Annotated in this window: 18 protein-coding genes; 13 read left to right on the forward strand and 5 right to left on the reverse strand. The window is 43.4% G+C overall.

What is annotated here, in order from left to right; genetic code table 11:
• The first annotated feature begins 109 nt into the window (after positions 1-109).
• Complete coding sequence (locus BY457_RS10500; RefSeq protein WP_106153288.1) at positions 110-4,129, forward strand: hybrid sensor histidine kinase/response regulator transcription factor; 4,020 nt, start codon at positions 110-112, stop codon at positions 4,127-4,129.
• Here BY457_RS10500 and BY457_RS10505 read toward each other — a convergent pair whose 3' ends face one another.
• Together BY457_RS10505 and BY457_RS10510 are read right to left on the reverse strand one after the other, a co-directional pair.
• A complete protein-coding gene (locus tag BY457_RS10505) occupies positions 4,130-7,210 on the reverse strand; it encodes an AAA family ATPase (RefSeq protein ID WP_106153289.1) in 3,081 nt (1,026 codons plus the stop codon).
• A gap of 158 nt (positions 7,211-7,368) precedes the next feature.
• Complete coding sequence (locus tag BY457_RS10510) at positions 7,369-8,586, reverse strand: metallophosphoesterase family protein (RefSeq protein ID WP_106153290.1); 1,218 nt, start codon at positions 8,584-8,586, stop codon at positions 7,369-7,371.
• A 321-nt stretch (positions 8,587-8,907) separates the two neighbouring features.
• On the opposite strand from BY457_RS10510, the gene BY457_RS10515 reads away from it, so the two are divergent.
• Positions 8,908-9,696 (forward strand): aspartate dehydrogenase domain-containing protein, encoded by a 789-nt coding sequence (locus tag BY457_RS10515; RefSeq protein WP_106153409.1) that lies wholly within the window; start codon positions 8,908-8,910, stop codon positions 9,694-9,696.
• On the opposite strand, the gene BY457_RS10520 is transcribed toward BY457_RS10515, so the two are convergent.
• Entirely contained in the window at positions 9,683-10,582 is a 900-nt protein-coding gene (locus BY457_RS10520) for an NAD(P)-dependent oxidoreductase (protein ID WP_219885155.1), read from the reverse strand. The genes BY457_RS10515 and BY457_RS10520 overlap by 14 nt on opposite strands.
• A 657-nt stretch (positions 10,583-11,239) precedes the next feature.
• Here BY457_RS10520 and BY457_RS10525 point away from each other — a divergent pair.
• From BY457_RS10525 to BY457_RS10560, 9 genes are all read left to right on the forward strand, one after another.
• Positions 11,240-12,118 (forward strand): patatin-like phospholipase family protein, encoded by an 879-nt coding sequence (locus tag BY457_RS10525; protein WP_106153291.1) that lies wholly within the window; start codon positions 11,240-11,242, stop codon positions 12,116-12,118.
• 206 nt (positions 12,119-12,324) lie between these two features.
• On the forward strand, positions 12,325-12,726 hold the full coding sequence (locus BY457_RS10530) for a DUF134 domain-containing protein (RefSeq protein ID WP_181256455.1): 402 nt from the start codon (positions 12,325-12,327) through the stop codon (positions 12,724-12,726).
• Between the two features lie 8 nt (positions 12,727-12,734).
• A complete protein-coding gene (locus tag BY457_RS19010) occupies positions 12,735-12,890 on the forward strand; it encodes a hypothetical protein (protein WP_181256456.1) in 156 nt (51 codons plus the stop codon).
• A 16-nt stretch (positions 12,891-12,906) separates the two neighbouring features.
• Positions 12,907-13,224, forward strand: coding sequence for a NifB/NifX family molybdenum-iron cluster-binding protein (locus tag BY457_RS10535; protein WP_106153292.1), 318 nt, complete (start codon positions 12,907-12,909; stop codon positions 13,222-13,224).
• 4 nt (positions 13,225-13,228) lie between these two features.
• A complete protein-coding gene (locus BY457_RS10540) occupies positions 13,229-13,411 on the forward strand; it encodes a DUF5320 domain-containing protein (RefSeq protein ID WP_106153293.1) in 183 nt (60 codons plus the stop codon).
• 120 nt (positions 13,412-13,531) lie between these two features.
• The gene (locus tag BY457_RS10545; protein ID WP_106153294.1) at positions 13,532-14,431 is read left to right on the forward strand and encodes an ATP-binding protein; all 900 of its coding nucleotides are present in this window, start codon (positions 13,532-13,534) and stop codon (positions 14,429-14,431) included.
• Positions 14,403-15,299 (forward strand): ATP-binding protein, encoded by an 897-nt coding sequence (locus tag BY457_RS10550; protein WP_106153295.1) that lies wholly within the window; start codon positions 14,403-14,405, stop codon positions 15,297-15,299. Before BY457_RS10545 ends, BY457_RS10550 begins: the two co-directional genes overlap by 29 nt.
• Before the next feature lie 347 nt (positions 15,300-15,646).
• The gene (locus tag BY457_RS10555; protein ID WP_106153296.1) at positions 15,647-17,338 is read left to right on the forward strand and encodes an FAD-dependent oxidoreductase; all 1,692 of its coding nucleotides are present in this window, start codon (positions 15,647-15,649) and stop codon (positions 17,336-17,338) included.
• A 90-nt stretch (positions 17,339-17,428) separates the two neighbouring features.
• Positions 17,429-17,662: a hypothetical protein gene (locus tag BY457_RS10560; RefSeq protein WP_106153297.1), complete on the forward strand. Its 234-nt coding sequence runs from the start codon at positions 17,429-17,431 to the stop codon at positions 17,660-17,662.
• Between the two features lie 88 nt (positions 17,663-17,750).
• Here BY457_RS10560 and BY457_RS10565 read toward each other — a convergent pair whose 3' ends face one another.
• Complete coding sequence (locus BY457_RS10565) at positions 17,751-18,437, reverse strand: Crp/Fnr family transcriptional regulator (protein ID WP_106153298.1); 687 nt, start codon at positions 18,435-18,437, stop codon at positions 17,751-17,753.
• A 460-nt stretch (positions 18,438-18,897) separates the two neighbouring features.
• Here BY457_RS10565 and BY457_RS10575 point away from each other — a divergent pair, with 460 nt between their 5' ends.
• On the forward strand, positions 18,898-19,245 hold the full coding sequence (locus BY457_RS10575) for a hypothetical protein (RefSeq protein WP_106153300.1): 348 nt from the start codon (positions 18,898-18,900) through the stop codon (positions 19,243-19,245).
• 1 nt (position 19,246) lies between these two features.
• On the forward strand, positions 19,247-20,170 hold the full coding sequence (trxB, locus tag BY457_RS10580) for a thioredoxin-disulfide reductase (protein WP_106153301.1): 924 nt from the start codon (positions 19,247-19,249) through the stop codon (positions 20,168-20,170).
• Between the two features lie 161 nt (positions 20,171-20,331).
• Here trxB and BY457_RS10585 read toward each other — a convergent pair whose 3' ends face one another.
• Positions 20,332-22,809, reverse strand: coding sequence for an outer membrane beta-barrel family protein (locus BY457_RS10585; protein WP_258176694.1), 2,478 nt, complete (start codon positions 22,807-22,809; stop codon positions 20,332-20,334).
• Positions 22,810-22,842: the final 33 nt, after the last annotated feature.

Raw genomic sequence — 22,842 nt, forward strand, 5'->3', positions numbered from 1 at the left:
TTAGTATTAATTTGTGAAGGCAATTTAAGGATTGTTAACCCCGGAGAGTAGATGTTTTTGTGTCAAAACCGGATGGAATTGTTTCATGTATCAGATGATCAGATAAATAATGAGGCTTTTTTTTGTAATTGTGTTGCTGTCATTTTTGTCGGAACTGGTTTTTGCTCAAACACCCAGGTTCGACCATTTTGATATTTCTACCGGGTTATCACAGAATAACATTAACGGTCTTGTTATTGATGACAAAGGAAATATTTGGGCAGGGACACTTGATGGACTGAATAAATATGACGGATATAACTTTAAAATCTTTAAGCCGGGAGCCGGGCTGGAAGGAGAAATTTCTGGGAATCATATTGTCTCGATGGGTAAAGGAATGGATGGAGATGTCTGGGTAACCACACGGGAAGGAGATTTGAATCAGTATGTGGCATCGTCAAAAAAGTTCAGAAGATTTAGTCAGAAAATTTTTGAAGATGTTGGGATTTTTCCGGAAAATAATTTCTGGCAATTCAATGATTCTTTGGTTTGGTTTAGCCAGGGCAGCCGGGCTGGTGTTTTGAACATCAATACAGAGGACTGCCACACGTTCAGTACTCCGGGATATATCAATGGTATTGATCAGCGTGGAGATAAATTGTTGCTCTATGGAGATTTTGGCGTTTTGCAGTGGAAGATTGATGATGAGCAGCAAACGTTGAAAAGGGAGCCTGAATTAATATCTACAGTTCCCTGTTACTTCATGCAAAAGGTGGAGGATGGGTGGATGGCTCTTTCAGGGGATGGCATGTATAAACTCCCCTATGATTTTAGCTCAAATATGGCCGTTTTCTATTATTCCGATATCGGACTTTCTGATTTGAGAATTTCCTCGATAACCAGTTTTGCCGCTTTTAATGGGGATTATTGGATTGGCGGATATAATCTGTTGGTCAGAATTCAAAAGGATGGGGAAGGCTGGAGTTCACGTAGATTCTCCTATGATGCAGAGAATGACTACACCTTTAAAGGATATAATGTTACCCACATGAAGTTTGATGAACTTGGAAATCTCTGGATAGGTACACAGAAAAACGGCATAAACCATTTCAATTATGAGAAAAACCAGTTTTTGCATTTCAACTGGAATGCCACTTCATTAAGCAGGCCCGATGCAGATCCTGTAAGAGCTATCTGTCGCAGGAAAAACGGTGAGTTATGGCTGGGGTTCGATCGAAACGGAGTCGGAATTATTTTTCCTGATGGACATCAGCAATATTTTAGTCACTATCATACCAAAGACGGGAATAACCGTCCCATCAATAATGTTCGATCCATATTTGAGGATTCAAAGGGCAATGTCTGGATTGGGGAATCGGGTGAATTGTGTGTTTTCAATGAGAAAGAGGAGCGCATTGAGGCGGTGGATGTGCGATTCAACTGGAGATGGCCGCATCAGAGTTATGTGATCAAGGAATGGGACAGGGGAACTTTACTGGTGACTTCTTCCGTAAATATTGGTTGGGTGAAGCTGGAATTCATGACTCTGGACAGGGTCATTAATCTTAGCGACCAGGAAGGGTATTTGTCGGGTAGTCTCAGGGATATTGTAAGGGATGAAAATGGTCATTACTGGATTGCAAAGGATGAAAACGGAATTTTCAGGGTCGATCAGTGGGACAAACCCTTTGAAACGGTTCAGAAAAATTCCCACAAGCTGTCGGATAACAAAGTGTATTGTATGGCGGATGACGGTGACAGTTTGTGGATTGGCACCAATTCAGGTCTTAATTTGTTCAGTATCGGTGAGGGAGAGGTCGTAAAAAGATATTTTGAGCAGGATGGATTGAGCAATAATATCATCTATAGCCTTAACATTGATTCTTCAGGAATAATCTGGATGAGTACCAATCGGGGGATTAGCAGGTTTAATCCTGTTTCCGGTGATTTTAAAACTTACTTGTCCAACGATTTTTTTATGGATGATGCCCATTTTGTGGGCGATGATGGCCAAATCTACTATGGTGGCTACACCGGAGTTGTCGGTTTTTATCCTCATGATATTGATCCGTTTCGTTCAAAGGTCAGGGCTACTTTGGAGCGTTTTACTTTGTTTAACCGGCCAATTTTGCCCGGAGATACTGTGAACCAGAGGATCTTGATGGATAAACCTCTGGGGGACACCTCCGGATTGGAGCTCCACTATGACGAGAACTCTTTTACCATAAATTTTAATGCCTATCCTTTTGACGTGCCCAATCAAAATGTTTTCCGGTACCGGTTGGCCGGATTGCAGAATGAATGGACCGTTTTGGAGGGAAACAACCGGCAAGCGCGGTATGCGGCCGTTCCCCCGGGCCATTTTATATTTGAAGTCCAGGCTGCCTACAGTCATGCCGATTATGGGCCGGTAACGCGATTGGATATTGAGGTTGTTCCTCCGTTTTGGCAAACGGGATGGTTTAAATCGTTTTTGGTACTGCTTCTGCTCTCGACGGTTTTTGCTGGTTACCAAATACGATTGAGGCAAATTCGTAAGCGCAATTTTCTGCTGAAGAAGCGGGTGGAGGAGCAGACACGGGAACTGAGAGACCGCAACAGGCAAATTGTGGAAATATCTGAAAAACTTCATGAGGCAGATCAGGCTAAGCTTCGGTTCTTTACCAATATTTCTCACGATTTTCGAACTCCCCTGACTTTAATTCTGGCCCATCTTGATAACCTGGAGAGTACGAAGAGTAAAGCCGTGAAGACGATTCGCAGTAATGCCTTTCGGTTGTTGAACATGATAAATCAGCTGATAGATCTGCGAAAACTTGATCAGGGCGAATTGGCGCTTTCCATCTCCCGGTTTGATATTGTTGCTTTTACCGCAGGGATTGTGGAGTCGTTTCAGATTTTGGCATCAAAGAAAGGAATTGATCTTGGTTTTTTCAGTTCAGTGGAAAAGCTGGAGATTTGGTTGGATGTCGATAAAACAGAGAAGATTCTCTACAATTTGGTTGCCAATGCTCTAAAATATACGCCGGGTGGCAGAACCATTTTGGTCAGTGTGGCAGAGAATTCCGACCGGTTTTCTTTGGTTGTTCAGGATCAGGGGATGGGAATGTCGGAGGAAGAGGTGGCAAATGCTTTTGATCGTTTTTACCGTTCTGAAAAGGGGCAGGGACAGGCGGCAGGACATGGCATTGGATTGACAATAGTGAAAGGACTTACAGAAATTCAGAAAGGAACCATCCATGTTGAAAGTGAGTTGGAGAAAGGATCTGAGTTTGTTTTGACCTTCTTGAAAGGTAGAGACCATTTTGCGAATCGTGATTTTAAGAACGTCAATGAAGAACCTTTAATTCAGGAGAAAATCCCTGTTGTTTTTTCGGGAAATAATGGGTTTTCTAAGTTTGGGGAGCAGAATATCTTGGTAGTGGAGGACAATCACGAGCTTTCTGAGTTTTTGAGAGGATTGTTGGATACATGGTTTAATGTGATGGTGGCTGAAAATGGACGGAAAGCCTTTGAAATAATGGGCGATTTTACCCCGGATTTGATTATTTCGGATGTAATGATGCCTGTGATGGATGGTATAGAATTTTGTCGCAAAGTGAAGGCAGACATACAGACTTCTCACATTCCCTTTATTTTGTTGACGGCGCGGACAGATCCCGAAATGCATATTGAAGGATTTGAAATGGGGGTGGATGATTACATCGAAAAACCTTTCAACAGCCGGATATTTTTGGCCCGGTTGAAAGCATTACTCGAGAATCGCGAAAAGTTGAAGCGGCATTTTGAGCACCAGCCTCAAGTATTCATCTCCGGAGAAGCGCTTAACAAAAGAGATCAGTCATTTATTGAATCGGTCAATAATATTATTGAAAATCGTTACTCTGAAACCGATTTTGGTGTGGAGATACTTAGTAATGAGATGAACATGAGCCGTTCCACTTTTTACCGGAAATTTAAAGCATTAACAGGTGTTTCTGCCGCTGATTATCTTCGAAAAATCAGACTGCATAAAGCCTCGGTTTATTTGAAGCAGGATGACATTCCTGTTTCTCAGGTGGCTGAGGAGGTGGGCTTTCAGAGTGTGGCCCATTTTCGAAAATGCTTTAAAGAGGAATTTGGGGAAACTCCCGGTGCCTGGGGAAGATGATTATATCTCCCAACTCGCCTTAACCTGACTTCCTTTTTCATCATCATTATCAATCTTCAAATAGGTCGAGATCTCCTGCTGCATCTCTTCCACATGTGAGATGACACCCACAATCCTGTTCTCGTGACGCAGTGATTTCAACGTGTCAAACACAATGTTGAGCGATTCGCGGTCTAATGTTCCGAACCCTTCATCCAGAAAGAAAAAATTGCCGCTGGTCGAAGTATGCTTTTGAATGCTGTCGGCCAATGCTAGTGCCAGTGACAAAGAAGCCTGGAAGGTTTGCCCCCCCGACAGGGTTTTGACGCTTCTATGGTGTCCCTCATTCATGTAATCTCTCACCTGGAAAGAATTATCTGATGCCAGCTCCAGGGAGAGATGCTGGTTGGTCAATCGGTAAAAACGGTCATTGGCAGCTCTTACCAACTCTTGTAAATAGACTGTGGAAATATAATTGACAAAAGCCCCGCCCTTAAAGAGGTTTTTCATCATTTTGAGGTTTTCGGCCCGCTCCTGTACTTTGTCGTGTTCTTTTTTTAGTTCTCCTGCCTTTTGTTCGTCTTTCTTCAGGCGGGAAAGTGTGGTGTTGGCTTCTCCCCAGGCGCGGTTGAGTTCCTCTATTGTTTTGTTGAGTTTTTGATTTTCCAGTGCGAGTTCCAGGTATTTTTTTTCGTCAAAAGTCTGCCCGTTAAGCTCTTCCGCGTATTGTTTAATTGTATTGGTGTTTGAGCTCAGCTCCTGCTTGTATTGTTCAATTTTTTTGCGTGTAGCATCAATTTCAAAAGGTTTAAAAACAATCTCTGAAACTTTTTCGAGTGGAAGATTACCATGCTCTTTCAGCAATTGTTCAAGCTGTTGATTTATGACTTCTATTTCTTTTTGAGTTTGTTTCAGATGTTGTTCCCGGGTTTCCATACGACCACGCAGCATATCCACTTCTTTGCCGGTGTCGGCCACCAGTTTTTCCTCCTTTTGGTAACGATTCCCAATTTCGGCATGCTGCGTTTTCAGTCCTGCTGCCTTTTGTGTGAGTTCGTCGGTGGAAACTTCTTTAAGCTGTTCCGGATTAACTTCTTTGAATTGATCGGAGAGGATTTCAATGCGGCTTTTTTTGTCCACAATGGAACGTTCAATTTCATCCAGAAGCTTCCGGTAATTTTCTTTGTTCTTCTCACCTTTTTCGGTGTCTGTATTTATTTTTTCCTGTTCAGCTTCCAGCTTTTTTATGTCTTTGCTGATGATTTCAGATTGCTTAAAAGCTTCGGTCACCTGATCTTCTTTTTCTGGAGAAAACTGTTTCCATTGAAATTTTGCGTTGTGTTGTTTTATTTGCACTGTGAGTTCATCCAGGTTTTCAGTCTGTTTTTTACGATCCTTGCTTAGGTTGTCGTGCCGATCCGATAAACGTAAAAGCGTTGTCTCAGTCTCACTTAGCAGCGAAATATTCTTTTGATTTTTCTCACGTTTCTCTTTAATTTCTTTAATTCCGGACGACAGATCATCTGCTTTTAAAATATTGGGGTGGTGTTCTGAACCACAGAGGGGACAAGGCTTACCGTCTTCCAGTTCATGGGCATACTTTTGCAATTGATGTTGTACCTGCAGATGATGCCATTGGGCTTCCATCTCAGCTTTCTCCTCTTCCAGTTGCTTTTTATTGTTGGCGAGGGTTTCCTGTAATTTATGAATTAAATCCCGGGAGTTCTCAGTTTGAGGTACGCTGTATTTATCAGCAATATCCAGAAGCTGTTTTTGTAAGGTTTTCACGGCCTCGTCAGTTTCTTCTTGCAGATGTTTGGCCTCCTTTTGTTCCTTTTTCAGCTGTTTGAATTGAGAGAACCATTCCCGCACATCCGACAGAACCTTAAGATCGGGGAGAACTTCTTTCTTTTTGGCTACCTCTTCTTTGATGGATTTTTGCTTTTTTTTCAGTTCTTCCAGGATGTCCAGGTTTTGCTGAACCATCAGGTTGCCCTTTTTATGCCGCTCCTGCTCTTTTTCAATTTCTGCTTTTAGTTTTCGGATATCAGCCATTTTCCCAAGTTCATCAGCTTCGCGAAGCCACTTATCGCGCTGTTCCCATGCCTGTTTGGTCTTTTGAAAAGCCTCTGTGAGTGATGCGTATTGCTCTTGGAGCTTCTGAAGTTGTTCTTTGGCTTGCTTTTGTTCTCCTTTAATCTTATTGCTTTCTTTTGTCAGCCGGTTGACTTGCTCTAATGGGGATCGGAAAATTCGGGTGAAAATTTCATATTCCTGAAGCTCCTTTTCCAGCCGGTCAATTTGTTCTTTTTCTTTCAACAGTTTTTCCTGAAGACGTTTGCTTTCCGCTAACTTTTTGTGAAGATCGCGGATGCCTTCTTGCTCCTTGATCTGTTTTTGGATCTTTTCTATTTCTTCATTGGCTTTTTTTAGTTCTTCAGAGGTGTCTTTCAACTTGGTCTCCAGTTTTTTTATCTCTTCCGGGTCAATATTTCCAATGTTTTCAAGTTGGCCGTTTAAGTTTTGCAAGCGCTGGTCATTACTGCGTTCAATATCGGCCACGCGGCCATAAAGCTCAAATTTGTTGAGGTTGAAGAGTTCCCCCAACATATTGGTCCGGTCTTTGGCTGTTAGTTGCAAAAACTCCTGAAACTTCCCCTGCGGAATGATGATGGTTCGATGGAAGTTATTGTAGTTTAGCCCGGTTATTTCTTCTGCAGAATCTTCAGAAACAGGTTCCCATGTACCATTTTTTAACTGATAAGCGGTTCGCTCCAGTTTTTTTACATCCTCAAATTTTTTGCTGTTTCGTTTACCATGAACCATAAACCGGTAAGCCTCATTGCCTGATGCAAACTCAAAATCAATGAATAATTCATTCGATTTCAGGTTCATCATGTTGTAGTTGCGGTTGTCGCGGGCATTGAGTCTTTCCGTTTGCCCAAACAAGGCAAATGAGATGGCCTCCAATATCGTAGATTTGCCGCAGCCCACACTTCCGAATATTCCAAAAAGCCCGGCTTGGGTGAGCGTCTCGAAATCGATGGTTTGTTTCTGCTGATAGGAATACATGCCTTGGATGGTCAGTTTCTTTGGTATCATCGGTGATTTTGGTTTAATGGTAAAAGGGTCTGAGGGTGAGATGGCCAGAGTGTATGGTGCATGGAACACTGAGCAACGGTTACTTGCTCTTCAATGTTCTGATATGTCTCAAAACTTACAAAACCCAGAAATCAAAACTTCGAGTCCCTTGGGGGGATTTAGGGGGCCCCTATTATTTCTTTAAACAACTCCTTAATTCGTTCATTGGGTTGCTGCCCTTTGTGGTGGATAAAAAAGTCCTCAAAAAGTTCAGGCATGCTTTTTTCCATATCAATGGCGGGGCCATCGGGTGTTTCGTCAGGATTGCTATTGGTGACTTCAGGGATGATGGTGACAATGCCATCGTGGACGCTATAGATTCTTTTTCGGTCTTCCGTTTTGAGGTAGGTATCCGACACCAGTGTCAATTCCACGTACACCTTCTGATTTTCAGTGAGCCATCGGATAGCCTGGTCGATGTCTTCAAATCGTTTGCGCAATAGTCTTCGACCACTTTTTAGTTCAATTTGCCTGGTTGATACAGGTTTCCCGGGTTCTGCATCAATCAGGGAAACATATTTCTGTTGGTTGGCTTCGGCAAAGCTGTAAGCAAGGGGACTGCCGGTATAAACTGCCGGACCGTTGGCACCTTTTACTTCCTGATATCTGTGGAGATGGCCAAGTGCTGTGTATTGGATATTTTCAGGGATATCCGATGAAAATATCGGTTGAGCTCCTCCAACATAAAGAATGGGCTTCTCATCTTCCGGTTCTTCAGGCATTTTTGTGCCTTCCTGCATCATGAAAAGGTGAGTTATCAACAGGTTGATGCCCTTGTCATCGCAATATTTGTCTGCGGTTGCCTGCCATGAATCACGCAGCACCTGCCGTAAAGAAGCTTCTTTGTTGTCATGGGCAAGAAAGGTTTTCAATCGAAGCTCATTGGCGTAAGGGGTTGTCACAACTCTGAGTGGGGGATGATCGCCCGGTAGCCGAATTTCCAAAAATCCCAGGTCTGAGCGACTGATTTGAAGGCCGCTTTCAAGGGAGAAAGGTGAAACTTTTGAATTGGGAAAACCGGCGAATATAATTCCGCATTCCCGTGCCAGCGGGTCGGGAGCCTCAATACGGTCCGGCGAGTCGTGATTACCCGCTATTGCAATAACCGGTCGGTGGCCGTTGTTGGTTAGTCTTTTTAACGATTTGTAGAACAGGTCCACTGCCTCGGTGGAGGGGTTAAAAGTGTCGAATAAGTCACCTGCAACAACAATGGCTTCAGCGTTTTCTTTATCGGCAATGGTGCAGATTTCATTCAGCACCTCTTTTTGTTCTTCCAGTCGCGAAAAACTTTCGAGCCGTTTGCCCAAATGCCAGTCTGATGTATGGAGAATTCTCATGGATTGTATTGCTTTTGATTGTCGTTTTCACAAAGATAATTTTTTTGAGGGGATGAGTGCTTATTGCGGCAGGCTGTTGCATTTAATGTTGCAGCTTGTCTTCTATATATTATAAGGATGGATAGTTAATACCAATTACTTAGGTTGCTAATGTTTTGAAAGAAGATTGCTTCGCTCTGCTCGCAATGAATCTGTATTAAAGGGTTTAGTCGGTTTGTGACAGGATTTATTAATTTTGTGTTTTCAACAAATCAGTATTTGCACCTGTTTTATGGATTTTTTGATTGGGGTATAGTTTGGTACATAATTGTAATGCGAATTATGAAAAAAATAGTCATTGCCGGTTGCGGCAAACTCAGTGAGATAGTCGTTGATGCAGTAATTCAGGGATTGCTGCCTGAATATGAATTGGTAGGAGTGTACTCCCGGACTGCTGAAAGTGCAGAGCGTCTTGCCTCAAAAATGGAACGCAATGGCAGGGAGTGTAAAGCTTGTGGAACCCTGGAGGAACTCCTTTCTTTAAATCCCGATTATCTGGTGGAAGCTGCAACTCCTGCAGCAATGAAAGAACTGGCTGTTCCTACTCTCAAAAATGGAACATCCATAATCACTTTATCGATTGGGGCTTTAGCAGATACTTCATTTTATGAGGATGTGACCAAAACTGCTTCTGCACACAATGCGAAGGTGCATATTGTAAGTGGTGCTACCGGTGGTTTTGATGTGTTAAGAACGGCTGCACTGATGGGCAATGCTTCGGCAAGTTTCTATAATGAAAAAGGGGTGAGTGCTCTTCGAAAATCAGCACTTTACACTCCTGAAATGGAGACGAAAAATACTGAGGTTTTCTCAGGAACAGCCCGCGAAGCAATCCAAACCTTTCCAACCGGGCTTAATGTGGCTGTGGCTGCTTCCCTGGCAACTGTTGGCCCTGAAAAGCTGAAAGTTACCATGCATTCTACCCCTGAGTTTGTAGGGGACAGACAGCGCGTGGAAATCAAAAATAGTCAGGTGCACGCTGTCGTTGATGTATTCAGCGCCACACCTGAAATTGCCGGATGGTCAGTAGTAAGCACCTTGCTTAACCTTGCCTCGCCTATTGTATTTTGATTCCTGTGAAAGCCGACAGGTTGTCAATAACTTTATTGCTTAACCGGGTGAATGCCTGACTTGTTCGTCCGGAGGATACCTCCATACATCTTACATTTGGATGTTTGAGAAGATGTTCGCTACCCAGGGCTCCGGTGCTGTCGCATAGGCAAAGATTGTCTTTTTCCAGCCATTTAAAAAAGGGTTTTTCATCCCATGCCGGGGACAAACCGGTGTTCATAAGGATTTTTTTATTCCCCAATGCCTCAAATTCATGGTTGTGTAGCAAAACTGTGTTTTTGTTGAGGCAGCAAATGATTACCTCATTTTTGCCAAGCAACTGTTGCAGTGGAAGAAACTGATATCCTTTAACTTTGGCCTCTTCTTTTTCACTTCTGGCAAAATATGAAATCTCAGCACCAAAAAAATTTAATGCATCTGCAATCATTCCTCCCAGTTTGCCCAGTCCGACAATCCCCACCTTTAGTCCGGTGATTTCTCTGGGCATATTATACCATGGAGTTTGACCGAATCCATGCAGGCAACGCACCAGTTCGCTAATCACATATTCCACCACGCCTTCATCTCCGTAATCACGAATGCCGGTCACTGTAATTCCGCGGCTGTTGGCATAACGGATGTCAACGTTGGCACTATCGGGGGAGTAGAGGGAGCATGCCATGCCGATATACTTTACATTTGGACATTTTTCCAGTGCCTCTTTAGTCAGCAGAGAGGTGTAGCTGAGCAGAACCGCATCCGCATCTCCAATACGGCTTGCAATTTCCTCATCTCCCCCCGGAATATCCGGATATAAAATCACCTCTTTTGCAAAGGAGTGTAATTGCTCTTCTGCTTCAGGAATCAGGGATATGGGTTCAATGGCGACTGTTTTTCGGAACAACATAATGTTTTTTTTTTGGATTTTTGTTTGTTGTGAGGCGGAGGGCTTCCCTTTTTAAACCCCATTGGCAATAATAAGGAAACTTTTCGGGAAAATGTTGATGTATTGACTCACAAAGAGGGAACGGGAGAATAATTTGATGACAAAAATATGTCATTGGTAACCACCATATCATGAAAGATTTGGTCAATAACCATTTTTAGAAAATTTTTCACTACTGTCTGACAAAAAAACATTTAACTTATTGCGCTCAAGCCGCGCAGGCTTTTACTTTTTTTGTTCACGAGATAAAAATTATAAGGTGTTCACGATTTACGCTTCGCTCCAATTCTACAGCAAAAAAAAGTAAACAAAAAATGCCGTCGCGCAAAGAAATTCCTAAAAATCAGATTGTTTTTCTAAAATCCGAAAACTCGCTTCGCTCAAACAATTCGGATTTCTTAACGAAAAACAATCTGGTTTTCTTAACGGAATTTCTTTGATGCGAACCTACCTTTGAACTGTGTAAAAGTTTTCAGAACGCAAATAAATACAGGTCTTCATTAAATCCATTTTATTTTACTCGGTCAGTAGTGAAAATTTTTAGTTCAATTCGTGGGGGTTGTTGGATGTTTATTAATTTCGTTGGTTACGGAGAAGGAACGTTCAAAAAAATATTCCATGAAAGATAAAAAGAGTATAGCCCTTGTACTTTCCAGCGGGGGAGCTAAAGGAATTGCACATATTGGTGCCATTGAGGAACTGAAGCGTCAGGGATATAATATTACTTCAGTTTCCGGTTCTTCCATTGGAGCGGTAATTGGAGGACTTCTGGCAATGGGGAAACTGGAGGATTATACCAATTGGATAAAGACACTGGACCGCCGATCGGTATGGGGATTAATGGATTTTTCTTTTACTTCAAATGGCCTTTTGAAGGGAGAACGTGTATTTGATAAAATGAAAGAGTTCATTCCGGATGTGAAGATTGAAGATATGTCGCTTCCATTCACTGCGGTGGCCTCTGACATACTTAATGAAAAAGAAATTGTTTTCAATAAAGGGAGTTTTTACAGAGCTGCCAGAGCTTCCATTGCTATTCCTGCGATGTTCACCCCGGTAAACTACGATGGAACCTTTTTGGTTGATGGTGGTATTCTGAATCCCATTCCCATTGAACATGTGCATCGTACTGAGGCAGATTTGCTTGTAGTAGTAAATTTATACGGAGAAAAGCAACCCAAAGCCGAGCTTGTTGGTGACAATGATAAAAACAAACCCAAACAAGTAGAGGGAGGTTTGTTTGCAGCCTTCTCAAATTTGGTGGCTACAGGTGACAAAAAAAGTCTGGGATATATTTCCCTGCTAACCACCAGTTCTGCTGCAATGATTCATAAGCTTGCCAAAATAAATATTGATCGTTTTAAGCCCGATATTGTCATTGATATTCCTGCCGATTCTGCCAGCACTTTCGATTTTCATCGCGCCGATGAATTACTTAAACTTGGTGCTGATGCTGCGAAAAAAGCAATATCAGTGGTAACTGCGAAATCAGATTAGTTAAATCGGGTGAAACCATGCAATCTTAAACTTCGCTTTTCAAAATATCTGCTATCATTCGATTGCAGAAGTTTAGAGAAGTGTTGATTTCAGAATAATGCACCCATCTCTAATTATCTAACCTCTAATTTCTAATATCTGTTTTTTTCTCTTTTTCTTTGTTATGAGAATATTCTCATTACCTTTGTATGAACAATAGTTCGTTTATGGCAAGACCAAAATCATTGAGAAAGGTGGTAAAGCCACCAGGGTTTAAGGGATATAAACCCTATGGCAATCAGAATGCTTCAGGGAGTCCTGTGGAGTTGCTTTATGAAGAATATGAAGCACTAAAGCTGGCCGATTTTGACCTGATGAATCATCTGGAAGCCTCCCGGGTTATGGGTGTGTCAAGAGCCACTTTTGCCAGAATTTATGAGAGAGCCAGACGAAAAGTTGCTTTGGCTTTGGTGGAGGTGAAGGAGATAAAAGCTGTTTATGGGCATGCTTATCTTGATAAAAGCTGGTTGATATGCAATAACTGTAATGCGCGCTTTACTATTCCGCAGACTGCCAGTGAACATAATTGTCCCGTTTGCCGGTCTTCTAATGTTGAGGCTGTAAAATAGGCCAGAGCATGGGATTGGGCAAAGGGCATGGAGTACCGGATGGTCGAAAGGTTGGATGGCAGGATGGAAAAAGGGATGGAAAAATCCGATCGGATCAGCGTAGGCCTTTTATCTGCTGCGACCGATTGGCGTTTGCGGGTAATGAGGGCATTTTGGGAAACTAAAATTAATACTTGATATATGAAAACACTAATAACATCGACAGGTGGAAGCTTAGATGCTTCCTTTGATAAGCGCTATGGACGTGCAGCCTGGTTTTGTATTCTGGATGAACAAACCGGGAAAACAGAATTCTTTGAAAATGAAAATGTAAATGCTACCGGTGGTGCCGGTACTAAAGCAGCTGAGAAAACAGTGGAGCTGGGAGCCGGAAAAGTTATTTCCGGAGATTTTGGACCCAAAGCCAAGGATTTATTGGAAAAATTCAATGTGCAGATGGTTATTATCGAAGAGGATGATTTGACCATTAAAGATATCGTGGAACGAATTAAAGGATAAGGATATGCCAAAAATGGATCATACAGGCCCAGAGGGACAAGGTCCGCGGACGGGAAGAAATCTGGGACGTTGCACCAAAAAAGATGGAGAAACACCATCTGGCAAAATAGGCGAGGGAATGGGTAAAAGACGCAAAGGCGATTGTGGTGAAGGTAAAGGAAAACGGTTACGAAGCAATCTGCCATAACCCGACAGTCGTAAATTATGAGCTATGAGCCAGGAGCCAAGAGCTTAGAACCAAGAGCTAAGAGCCAAGAGCTAAGAGCTGCCCCCTATACCCTTTGAATGAAGATTTAAAACACATTTTATGTCCTATAGAATAGCTATTGCCAGCGGTAAGGGAGGTACGGGCAAGACTACTGTTTCTGTCAACTTGCAAAATGCCATTGCCAATCAATTGACATCCGCAGTTTTGCTGGCCGATTGTGATGTGGAGGAACCCAACGACCGGATTTTCTTTCCGGATGCAAAAGTAGCCTCTCAAACGAAGGTTCATCAGATGGTTCCGGAAATTGATACCGATAAATGTACTTTTTGCCGCAAATGTGTGGAGTATTGCGAGTTCAATGCCATTGTGGTTTTGCCTCCTGCCGGTTTTGCCGAGGTCAATGCTTCTTTGTGTCACTCTTGTGGAGCGTGTAGTGTGGCTTGTCAGGATGGAGCCATTAACGAAAAGCCGGTCCCTGTTGGAGAAATTACCCGCATGGACACCGGAGTTGGTGGAGGATTGGCTGAAGGAAACCTGAAAGTGGGCTCGGCGATGCAAACGTTGATGATTAAAGAACTAAAAAAATCCATCACCGAGGATTACGATGTGGTTTTGTATGATGCCCCTCCGGGTACCAGTTGTCCTGTTGTGGAGACGGTAGCCGATGTGGATTATGTGGTCCTGGTTACCGAACCTACACCTTTTGGCCTGAACGATTTGATGTTGATGGTTGAATTGTTAATTGATCTGGATAAGCCTTTTGGAGTTGTCATTAATAAAGCGGGACTGGGCAATCGGGATATTTATGAATTTCTGAATGAACAGAATATCGATATTCTTGCTGAAATCCCTTTTAATAAAGCCTACGCAGGGAAATATGCATCCGGTGATTTGTTGACTGATATTGATCCGGAAACTACGGAATCATATTTAAATATTGTAAAATCAATAGAAGAGCGTTATCTGCAATATGAAGGAAGTAACTATTTTAAGTGGTAAGGGCGGTGCCGGAAAAACCAGTGTGACGGCCGCCATCGCATCGGTTGCGGAGAATGCTGTATTCTGCGACAACGATGTGGATGCCGCCGATTTACATCTGATTTTAAATCCTGAGGTGAAGGAGACTCATACATTTTTTGGAGCCTGGGTCGCTTCCATTGATGAGGATAAATGTACCAATTGCGGTATTTGTAAATCTCATTGCCACTTTGATGCCATTCATTACAGAGAAGAGGGTGGACTGTACATTAATCCCTTTCAGTGTGAGGGATGTCGTTTATGCGAACGGGTCTGTCCGGTAGGAGCTATTACATCCGAAAGAAGTGAGAATAATTTTTGGTACGTTTCTGACAGTCGCTTTGGCCCCTTTGTTCATGCAAAAATGGGGCCCGGTGAAGAGAACTCCGGAAAGCTGGTGACAGAGGTGCGCCGGAAAGCAGGTGAAATTGCCAAAGCGACAGGGGCCGACTTTGTAATAAACGATGGCCCTCCGGGAATCGGGTGTTCAGCAATATCATCGGTTACCGGAACCAATGCGGTTTTACTGGTGATTGAACCGACACGCTCCGGATTACATGATGCCCGAAGGCTTGTTGAATTGGTGAATTCGTTCAAGATTCCGCTGTTTGCTTTTATCAATAAGGATGACATTATTGTGGAGATTACTAAAGAAATTGAACGCTATCTCACTGAAAATGACATTGCTATATTGGGGAGGTGGGGGTTTGATACCAATATAGTGGAGTCAATGGTTGATAAAAAAAGTGTGGTTGAATATGCTCCCGGGAGTGAAACAACTCGCTCTATAAAGATGGTGTGGGAGCAAATGAAGGCGTTTTTGGAAGTTGGAAAAGTTGTTGGCTCGTAGCTTTAACGACCTTGACCGGATAGATTGTAAAGAAGCAAGTTAAGAGATTGCTTCGCGTTGCTCGCAATGACGCTTTTCAACAGGTTTTAAATGGGTTATAGGAGGTGATTTTCGGCAAAGCCGAAAATCACCTCCTATAACCCGGAAATTCCTGCAACGGCCTGTTATTGTGAGGGATACGCCCGAAGCAATCTCAAAAAATTCACCCGTGGTTTTATACTAAAGCCAATTGTAATTGCAAACTTTTATTTCAAGGAACCTATGACTTGAGAACCCAAAACTTAAAACCCGGAACACAAAACCCGGATCCCAAACCCCAATTCTCAACACTCAAAACTTTTTTATCCATGTCAAAGAAAAAAATCATTGTCATTGGTGGCTCAGCCGCCGGTCCTAAAGCAGCCGCCAAAGCGCGCCGAATGGACGAATTTGCAGAAATTACCATGTTTCAGAAAGCTCCCGATTTATCCATGGCTTCCTGTGGGTATCCCTATTTTGTTGGAGGCTTTTTTGATGATCGTAATAAACTGTTGTGTACGCCTACCGGAGTGGTACGGGATCCTAAGTTCTACTGGAGTGCCAAAGGCATCGTAGCAAAAGTAAATACAGAAGTCACCCGAATTGATCGGGATAATAAATTGGTGGAATATACCAATCTGGAGACCGGTGAAAAAGGAACTCAGGAATATGATAAGCTGGTGATAACCACCGGAGCCACCCCTAATATGCCGCCCATTCCCGGTGTTGGTCTGGAAGGAATTACCACTTTGCAATCGATGCAGGATGCCGATTATTTGCGGAGAGTTCGTGATGATGGCAAGATTAAGAAGGCTGTGGTTATCGGTGGCGGACTTATTGGTATCGAAACCTTAGAGGCTCTTCATCTGGCGGGTATAGAGTTAACATTGGTAGAACTCTTGCCTCAATTGCTTGTTTTTCTCGATTGGAAAATGGCCAAATTGGTGGAGAATTATCTGAAAACCAAGGCCAATGTCATCACCAAAAACGGGGTGTCCGAATTTGTAGGGGAGAACGGGAAACTGACTGCCGTTAAACTTCAGAATGGAACAGAAATTCCTTGCGAATTGGCGGTTGTGGCCATTGGCGTGCGTCCTAATGTGAAACTTGCCAAAGAAGCAGGTTTAAATATTGGAGAACTTGGTGGAATTTCGACCAATGAGTTTATGCAAACCAATGATCCGGATATTTATGCTGCAGGTGATTGCTGTGAAGTGAAAAATCTCATTACCGGGAAGAATGTTTTGGCACCTTACGGTGACCTGGCCAATCTACAGGGACGTGCTGTTGGTGAAAATATTACCAAAGGGAATATTGCCAAATTTCCAGGAACAATACAAACGGGTATTTGCAAGCTGTTTGATCATGGCGTGGGTATTACCGGTTTGTCGGAAGCCAAGGCAATAGAAGCAGGATTTGATTATGAACGTGTGTTGAATGCAAGTCCTGATAAACCCGGATTTATGAACGGGCAGTTGCTGATAACCAAATTGGTAGTGGAGCGTAAGAGCCGGAAAATCCTTGGTGCTCAGGTTTTGGGCCCCGGAGATGTGAGCAAGCAGTTAGCCATTTGGGCAACCGCCATTAAAGGTAACCTGACTGTAGATGACATGGTGAATGCCGATCTTCCTTATGCACCACCATTCTCTCTGGCCATTGATCACAGTATTGCCACGGCTCATATCATGCAAAACAAACTGGAAGGTATTTTTGATGGTATTTCTTCAGTTGATTTGAAAGCTAAAGTGGATAAAGGGGAGGATCTGTTTATTTTGGATGCGCGTGGGGCCGATGAGTACGAGCAAATGCGCTTGGGTATCGGAGAAACACTTATTCCCATCGGAAAACTAAGAGAGCGACTTCATGAATTGCCTCAAGACAAAAACAAGGAAATTGTCACCCTGTGTAAGATTTCACTACGTGGTTACGAAGCAGCTGTGCTGTTAAAACATCACGGCTATAAAAATGTGAAAATCCTTGAGGGAGGAATCGCAGCCTGGCCTTTTGAACGGGAAAAATAATCTGTATATTACTTTTGAGAGTTTGTTTAAGCCCCGGCAAAGTTGATTTTTTGTCGGGGTTTTTATTAAATTTGAAAAAAAGATTCTAAAATGAGATTTGCAATTATTGTTGATGACAAGACGAAAGTTGGTCGGGGATTATTAGATGTTGCCAAAAGCCTGGAAAAAACATACAAATCTGTTGTTGTTGAAAAATTTGCAGGGGAAAGCTCTTCTAAAGAATATATTCCTTCCAATAGGACAGTTTTAGCGGTTAATGATGCTGTGAATGGAGAAACTGAAAGGGTTGACGATGTCGATGATTTTTTTAACAATATTAGATGAATCTTCCTCACAATATTTACTTACAAGCCTTATATGGTTTAATTTATTTATTCTTACTTATGTGTCTAATGTGTTTGAAAATTATAGATTAACTATTCCTGCTCATTACTTCCAGTTTCTTCATATCCGTTATTTCAATATCCCTTTTCTTTAGTTCTACGATTCCTTCGCTCTCAAACTCTTTCAAAAACTTAATGGTGCTTTCTGTTGATATGGCTGCAAAGTCGGCGATGTCCTGCCGGGTGAGGTGCTGAAATACCTGTTCTTTCATAAACGATTCTGAAGAGAGGTAGAGTAGGGCAGAGGCCAGTTTTCCCCGCATTTGCTTATAGGAAAGGTTTCCGATGACATCCAACAGCTGTTTTTCGTTTCGGCAGTTACGGGACACAATCCGTAGGGCAAAGTCGGCATTGGTCTGCAATAAATTCCGGAGGGCATCTTTTTCAATCATGCAAACCCAGGCATCTTTAACGGCAAGGGCTGAATAGTTATAGGTGCTCTCTCCAAACACAGAGCTGAACGACAGGAAATCACCCGGCCCTGCCATTCGGATATTCAGTTGACGGTTGTGTCCTGTTTGCAGATATACCCTCACCAGCCCACTCAGCACATACGTGACATGCGGAGAAAAAGCGCCTTGCTTGAATACATTTTCTCCCCGGAGATATTGTACACGCGTTTTGCTGTCGCTGAGTTTTTCCAGTTCTTCGGGATAAAGTCCCTGAAAGCAGGCGGCTGAGTCAAATATGCTCTCTGTGTTTATTTTATCAGGCATGTAGCGTTCATTTTTAAGAATTTGATGGTAAAGTTAAGGAAAAAATGGTGGAGGGGAGGGGAGTTCGGGGTTTTATGTTTTGAGTTTTGTGTTTTGTGTCCGGGGTTTCGAGTTTCAACTTGAACCGCTAAATATTGACACCTGTGTGTATTTCCCGAGACATCTTTCCCCAAAGTCAAAACTGAGAATTCAAACACAGAACTAAACTCAGAACCCCGCACCCCGAACTCCAAACCCCGAACCCAGAACCCCAAACCCCGAACCCCAAACCCAGAACCCCGCACCCCAAACTCTCCCGTGACATAAAAAAAGCTGAAAAATTTCAGCTTTGAACCCGGAATGCTACAGCCCTTATTTCTTGGGCTGCTCAGACTGTCGTAGTATGTTTGCAATGTCAAATAAACGATGTCCCAATGAGCAAATTGACATCAAATTGTAAACAAACAAAAAGAATAGTGATATGAAAATGTTACAAACAGAAATTCATGAGATTGAATCAGCTGATGAGCTGCAAAAAATTATATCAGAAAATGATAACGTAATGGTGTGCTGTGGTCGCATGGGCCCCATGTGTATTCCCGTGTATGATGCTATGGAAGAGTTGGAAGAGGAGCGTGAAAATGTGAAGTTTTACTCTATGGCCTTCGATAATCCTGAAGCACACGTAATTCGCAATGCACCTGAGGCACAAGGTTTCATGGGACTTCCTTTTACCATGTATTACAAAAACGGTAAAGTAGCACACGCCACCAGCAGTATTCAAAGCATGGATCAAATCACAAGTGTACTTGATAAACACTTCAATTAATATGAATGATACTTACGACGTAATGATAATCGGCGCAGGAGCTGCCGGCCTCACCGCCGGGATATATGCCTCCCGTGCCCGGTTGTCAACGCTGATATTGAATGACGGAGCCATCGGGGGACAAATGGTGCTGACCAATGAGGTGGCCAACTATCCCGGGGTGGAGACCACTAATGGTTATGTGCTGGCCAATACCATGAAGAAGCAGGCTAAATCGTTTGGTTGTAAAATCAAGTCCAATGCGAAGATTGCCCGGTACCACCTGGAAGGGGATATGAAATCGGTGGAGTTGGAAGATGGTCGTACTTTCAGTGCAAAAACGGTGATTCTGACCCCGGGAGGTCGTCCCCGTTCGTTGGGAATTCCCGGTGAGGATACTTTTAAAGGAACTGGTATCTCCTATTGTGCCACGTGCGACGGAGATTTCTTTAAAGATAAGGAAATTGCGGTGATTGGCGGCGGCAATTCAGCCCTTGAAGAGGCTGTGACACTGACTAGTTTCGCATCAAAAGTGACCATCGTTCATCAGTTCGACCATTTTCAGGCTTTTGAGCATGCCGTAGAGGAGGCCCGTAAAAATCCGAAGATAGAATTTGTAATGGAGTCAGAACCCCGTGAATTTTCCGGTAATGGCTCGTTGCAGACTCTTACAGTGGAGCATCTTCCCACCGGTGAAAAGAAAAATATAGCCGTGGACGGAACCTTTATTTTTATCGGTTACCTGCCCAATACAGAGCCATTCAAAGGCTTGGTAGAGTTGAATGAGCGCAACGAATTTGTGGTGGATCGCGAAATGAAAACCAATATCCCGGGAGTTTTTGCTGCCGGCGATTGCATCAACAAAAGATACAGACAGATTACCACAGCAACGGCCGAAGGTACCGTTGCGGCACTGAGTGCTTCGGAATACCTCAGACAGATGTAGTTTTTTGAATTGTTTCTAAAAACCCAAAGATGGAAAAGGCCGGTTCGAAAATGTTCGAACCGGCCTTTTTTGATTTGTTAAGAAGCCGGCTGAAGACCGGCTTAACGGGGTGGCTTTGGACTTGCCTGAGGTCACCCGACTGAAGCCGGGTGCTATTCTCATTAAAATCCCATCTCTTCTCCGCCTTCATCTCCACCATCTCTGCTTCCGCTGCCCTGGCGCTTGTTCTGGTTCAGACGATAGATAAATGAAAGCCTGAATTCCCGGGTGCTCCAACGAAATTGGTTGGTGGATATGAGGTTGGGTTGATGGATTTCATATCGGAACTTTCGGCTGTTCAGCACATCGCGCACATTGAAGGTCAGGGTTCCTTTTCCTTTCAGGATGTCTTTACTCAGCGACATATGCATCATATAAAATGGTTTGCGGATACCCTGCGTGGTTTCCTGTTTTCCCCGGTAGAAGAAGGTGGTCTGAAAACTCAGGTCATTGTCCCAGCGCATACGGGAATTGAGACGGGTATCCCAGGAATAGGTGTCGCTTTCTAAATCCTGGACAATGCCATTCTCTTCGAAACTTCCTTCAGTTTGCATACGATAGAAGTTGACATTCCCTGACAGATTCCACCATTTCCAGGGATCTACTGAAATGTTTGCTTCAGCACCATAAGCATGTCGTTCCGCAAGGTTGCGGGGTTCTGAAATGGTAATACCGTCATCTGTTACAAAGTTGATGCGTTCTTCCACGCCGGTGGTGTAGCGGTAATATACGCCTGCATAATAAGATGCACCTCCGGGAGTATAGACATAACCGCTTTCGTAAGCATCAGTATATTCCGGTTCCAAATCCGGATTTCCGCGGCGTATATTCCGGGAATCACTGAGGCCGAAGAACGGATTCAGATGCCAGAAATGCGGGCGGTCGATTCGTCGGCTATAGCTAATCTGCCAGGAGTTGTAATTGTTGAAATGATAGGTGGTATGAATAGTCGGGAAGAAATCCAGGTATGAGCGATCATTCTCTTCTCCTGTTGTTTTCAAAAGCGTTTTGATTCCTGTATATTCTCCACGCAAACCCAGCTGGGTGCTAATAGGGCCCCATTTGTTGGATCCTTGAAGATACAGAGCCACTATATTTTCATCGTAGCTGAAATCATTGGTGTATTCCGGATCATCTACCCAGTTGCCTGATGCATTACGATTCTGTACTTCGTAAGGATTGTTGATAACCCTGAATTCACCGCGTGCACCGGCTTCAAAGCGACCATTTTGGCTAAAGGGATAAACATAGTCGGCCTGAAACATGTAATTCTCCTCTTTTTCTTCATTCAGTACCTGCTGATAAATGATGTCATCAAGTGTGCCGGCTTCCGAGAACAGCATCTCTTCCTCAATTTCTGAATCTTCTGTTTCATCGTCCAGAATGTACTGTGTAAAGATGTTTAGTTTGTGCTCCTCATTTTGGGGGTCGAACACTTTTTCAAAGTTCAATGAAAATTCCACATCCCATTCTGTTTCTATCTCCTCATCGTATCGACGGGTGCGCTCAAAGAGTGTTCCGGGTTCACCATTGTTGTCATAATAGTCGTGATAAACCACATCGGTATAGTTTTTATCCGTATCGTAGTCAAACATTCCTGCAGCCGTGAGCGTAGTTGTACTGTTGATGAAAAAGTCGGCTCCTCCACGCAGGTTGTTCGAGAGACCTTTGCGTTCCCTGTCCCGGTCGAGGCGTGTATGAAAGGGCGTTTCTACCAATGGAAAATACTGGTTGGAGTAGCCTTCGCCCAATCGGTTTCCGTAACGAAGACCGTAATTGAAGAAATAATTAATTTTTTCTCTCCTGAAATTCACATTGGCGCCAAACTGATAACGTTCGGGAGTAGCCACGGAGGCTTCAAACGAGCCATTGACACCCCGACGTTCGTCTTTTTTCAAAACAATATTGATGATTCCCACCATACCCGCAGCTTCATAGCGAGCGCTGGGATTGGTGATTACTTCCACGCGTTCAATCATGTTTCCCTGCAACGCCTGGAGCGCACTTGCATCACCGGAATTAACGAGGCCTGATGGTTTTCCGTCAATGAGCATGCGTACTCCGCCACTACCACGCAGCGAAATGTTTCCTTCGGCATCAACAGCCACTGTAGGAATGTTGTCCAGAATCTCAGCAGCCGAATTCCCGGTGTTGCTCAGGTCTTTTCCCACATTGAAGATTTTCCGGTCAACACCAATGACCATCTCACTTTTTTCACCACGGACCGTTACTTCGTTCAGATTGGTGGTGGCGGATTGCAACCGGATGGTTCCTAAATCTACGGAAGCCCTGCGATTGGCAATATTAACGTTTTCGATGGTGCGTTTTTCATAAGATACAAATTGCACTTCCACGTAATAATCGCCGGGATTCAGTTCAAACTGAAACTCCCCTTTGGCATCGGTAATGCCTCCATCTACGAGCGACGAATCAGTTGTGAAAATGGAGACGGTGGCAAATTCGAGTGGTGCATTTTCTGTGGCATCCATAACTTTTCCCGTAATTTTGCCCTTTGCAGCGGGGGGAGGTGCCGATTGTCCTTGAAGATTAATGCTGAGTAGAGAGAGTATGGCAAGTAAAAGGAAGCATCTTTTCATCATAACAAAACTTTTTGTGTTATTGTAATCCGATAA

Origin of the sequence: Marinilabilia salmonicolor (assembly GCF_003003035.1) — a bacterium.
Classification (GTDB): domain Bacteria; phylum Bacteroidota; class Bacteroidia; order Bacteroidales; family Marinilabiliaceae; genus Marinilabilia; species Marinilabilia salmonicolor_A.

What these genes read in the sequence shown, in the direction of transcription:
- BY457_RS10500 (WP_106153288.1), top strand. Translation starts at nt 110, where the DNA reads ATGAGGCTTTTTTTTGTAATTGTGTTGCTGTCATTTTTGTCGGAACTG.
- BY457_RS10505 (WP_106153289.1), bottom strand. Translation starts at nt 7,210, where the DNA reads ATGATACCAAAGAAACTGACCATCCAAGGCATGTATTCCTATCAGCAG.
- BY457_RS10510 (WP_106153290.1), bottom strand. Translation starts at nt 8,586, where the DNA reads ATGAGAATTCTCCATACATCAGACTGGCATTTGGGCAAACGGCTCGAA.
- BY457_RS10515 (WP_106153409.1), top strand. Translation starts at nt 8,908, where the DNA reads ATGAAAAAAATAGTCATTGCCGGTTGCGGCAAACTCAGTGAGATAGTC.
- BY457_RS10520 (WP_219885155.1), bottom strand. Translation starts at nt 10,582, where the DNA reads ATGTTGTTCCGAAAAACAGTCGCCATTGAACCCATATCCCTGATTCCT.
- BY457_RS10525 (WP_106153291.1), top strand. Translation starts at nt 11,240, where the DNA reads ATGAAAGATAAAAAGAGTATAGCCCTTGTACTTTCCAGCGGGGGAGCT.
- BY457_RS10530 (WP_181256455.1), top strand. Translation starts at nt 12,325, where the DNA reads ATGGCAAGACCAAAATCATTGAGAAAGGTGGTAAAGCCACCAGGGTTT.
- BY457_RS19010 (WP_181256456.1), top strand. Translation starts at nt 12,735, where the DNA reads ATGGGATTGGGCAAAGGGCATGGAGTACCGGATGGTCGAAAGGTTGGA.
- BY457_RS10535 (WP_106153292.1), top strand. Translation starts at nt 12,907, where the DNA reads ATGAAAACACTAATAACATCGACAGGTGGAAGCTTAGATGCTTCCTTT.
- BY457_RS10540 (WP_106153293.1), top strand. Translation starts at nt 13,229, where the DNA reads ATGCCAAAAATGGATCATACAGGCCCAGAGGGACAAGGTCCGCGGACG.
- BY457_RS10545 (WP_106153294.1), top strand. Translation starts at nt 13,532, where the DNA reads ATGTCCTATAGAATAGCTATTGCCAGCGGTAAGGGAGGTACGGGCAAG.
- BY457_RS10550 (WP_106153295.1), top strand. Translation starts at nt 14,403, where the DNA reads ATGAAGGAAGTAACTATTTTAAGTGGTAAGGGCGGTGCCGGAAAAACC.
- BY457_RS10555 (WP_106153296.1), top strand. Translation starts at nt 15,647, where the DNA reads ATGTCAAAGAAAAAAATCATTGTCATTGGTGGCTCAGCCGCCGGTCCT.
- BY457_RS10560 (WP_106153297.1), top strand. Translation starts at nt 17,429, where the DNA reads ATGAGATTTGCAATTATTGTTGATGACAAGACGAAAGTTGGTCGGGGA.
- BY457_RS10565 (WP_106153298.1), bottom strand. Translation starts at nt 18,437, where the DNA reads ATGCCTGATAAAATAAACACAGAGAGCATATTTGACTCAGCCGCCTGC.
- BY457_RS10575 (WP_106153300.1), top strand. Translation starts at nt 18,898, where the DNA reads ATGAAAATGTTACAAACAGAAATTCATGAGATTGAATCAGCTGATGAG.
- trxB (WP_106153301.1), top strand. Translation starts at nt 19,247, where the DNA reads ATGAATGATACTTACGACGTAATGATAATCGGCGCAGGAGCTGCCGGC.
- BY457_RS10585 (WP_258176694.1), bottom strand. Translation starts at nt 22,809, where the DNA reads ATGATGAAAAGATGCTTCCTTTTACTTGCCATACTCTCTCTACTCAGC.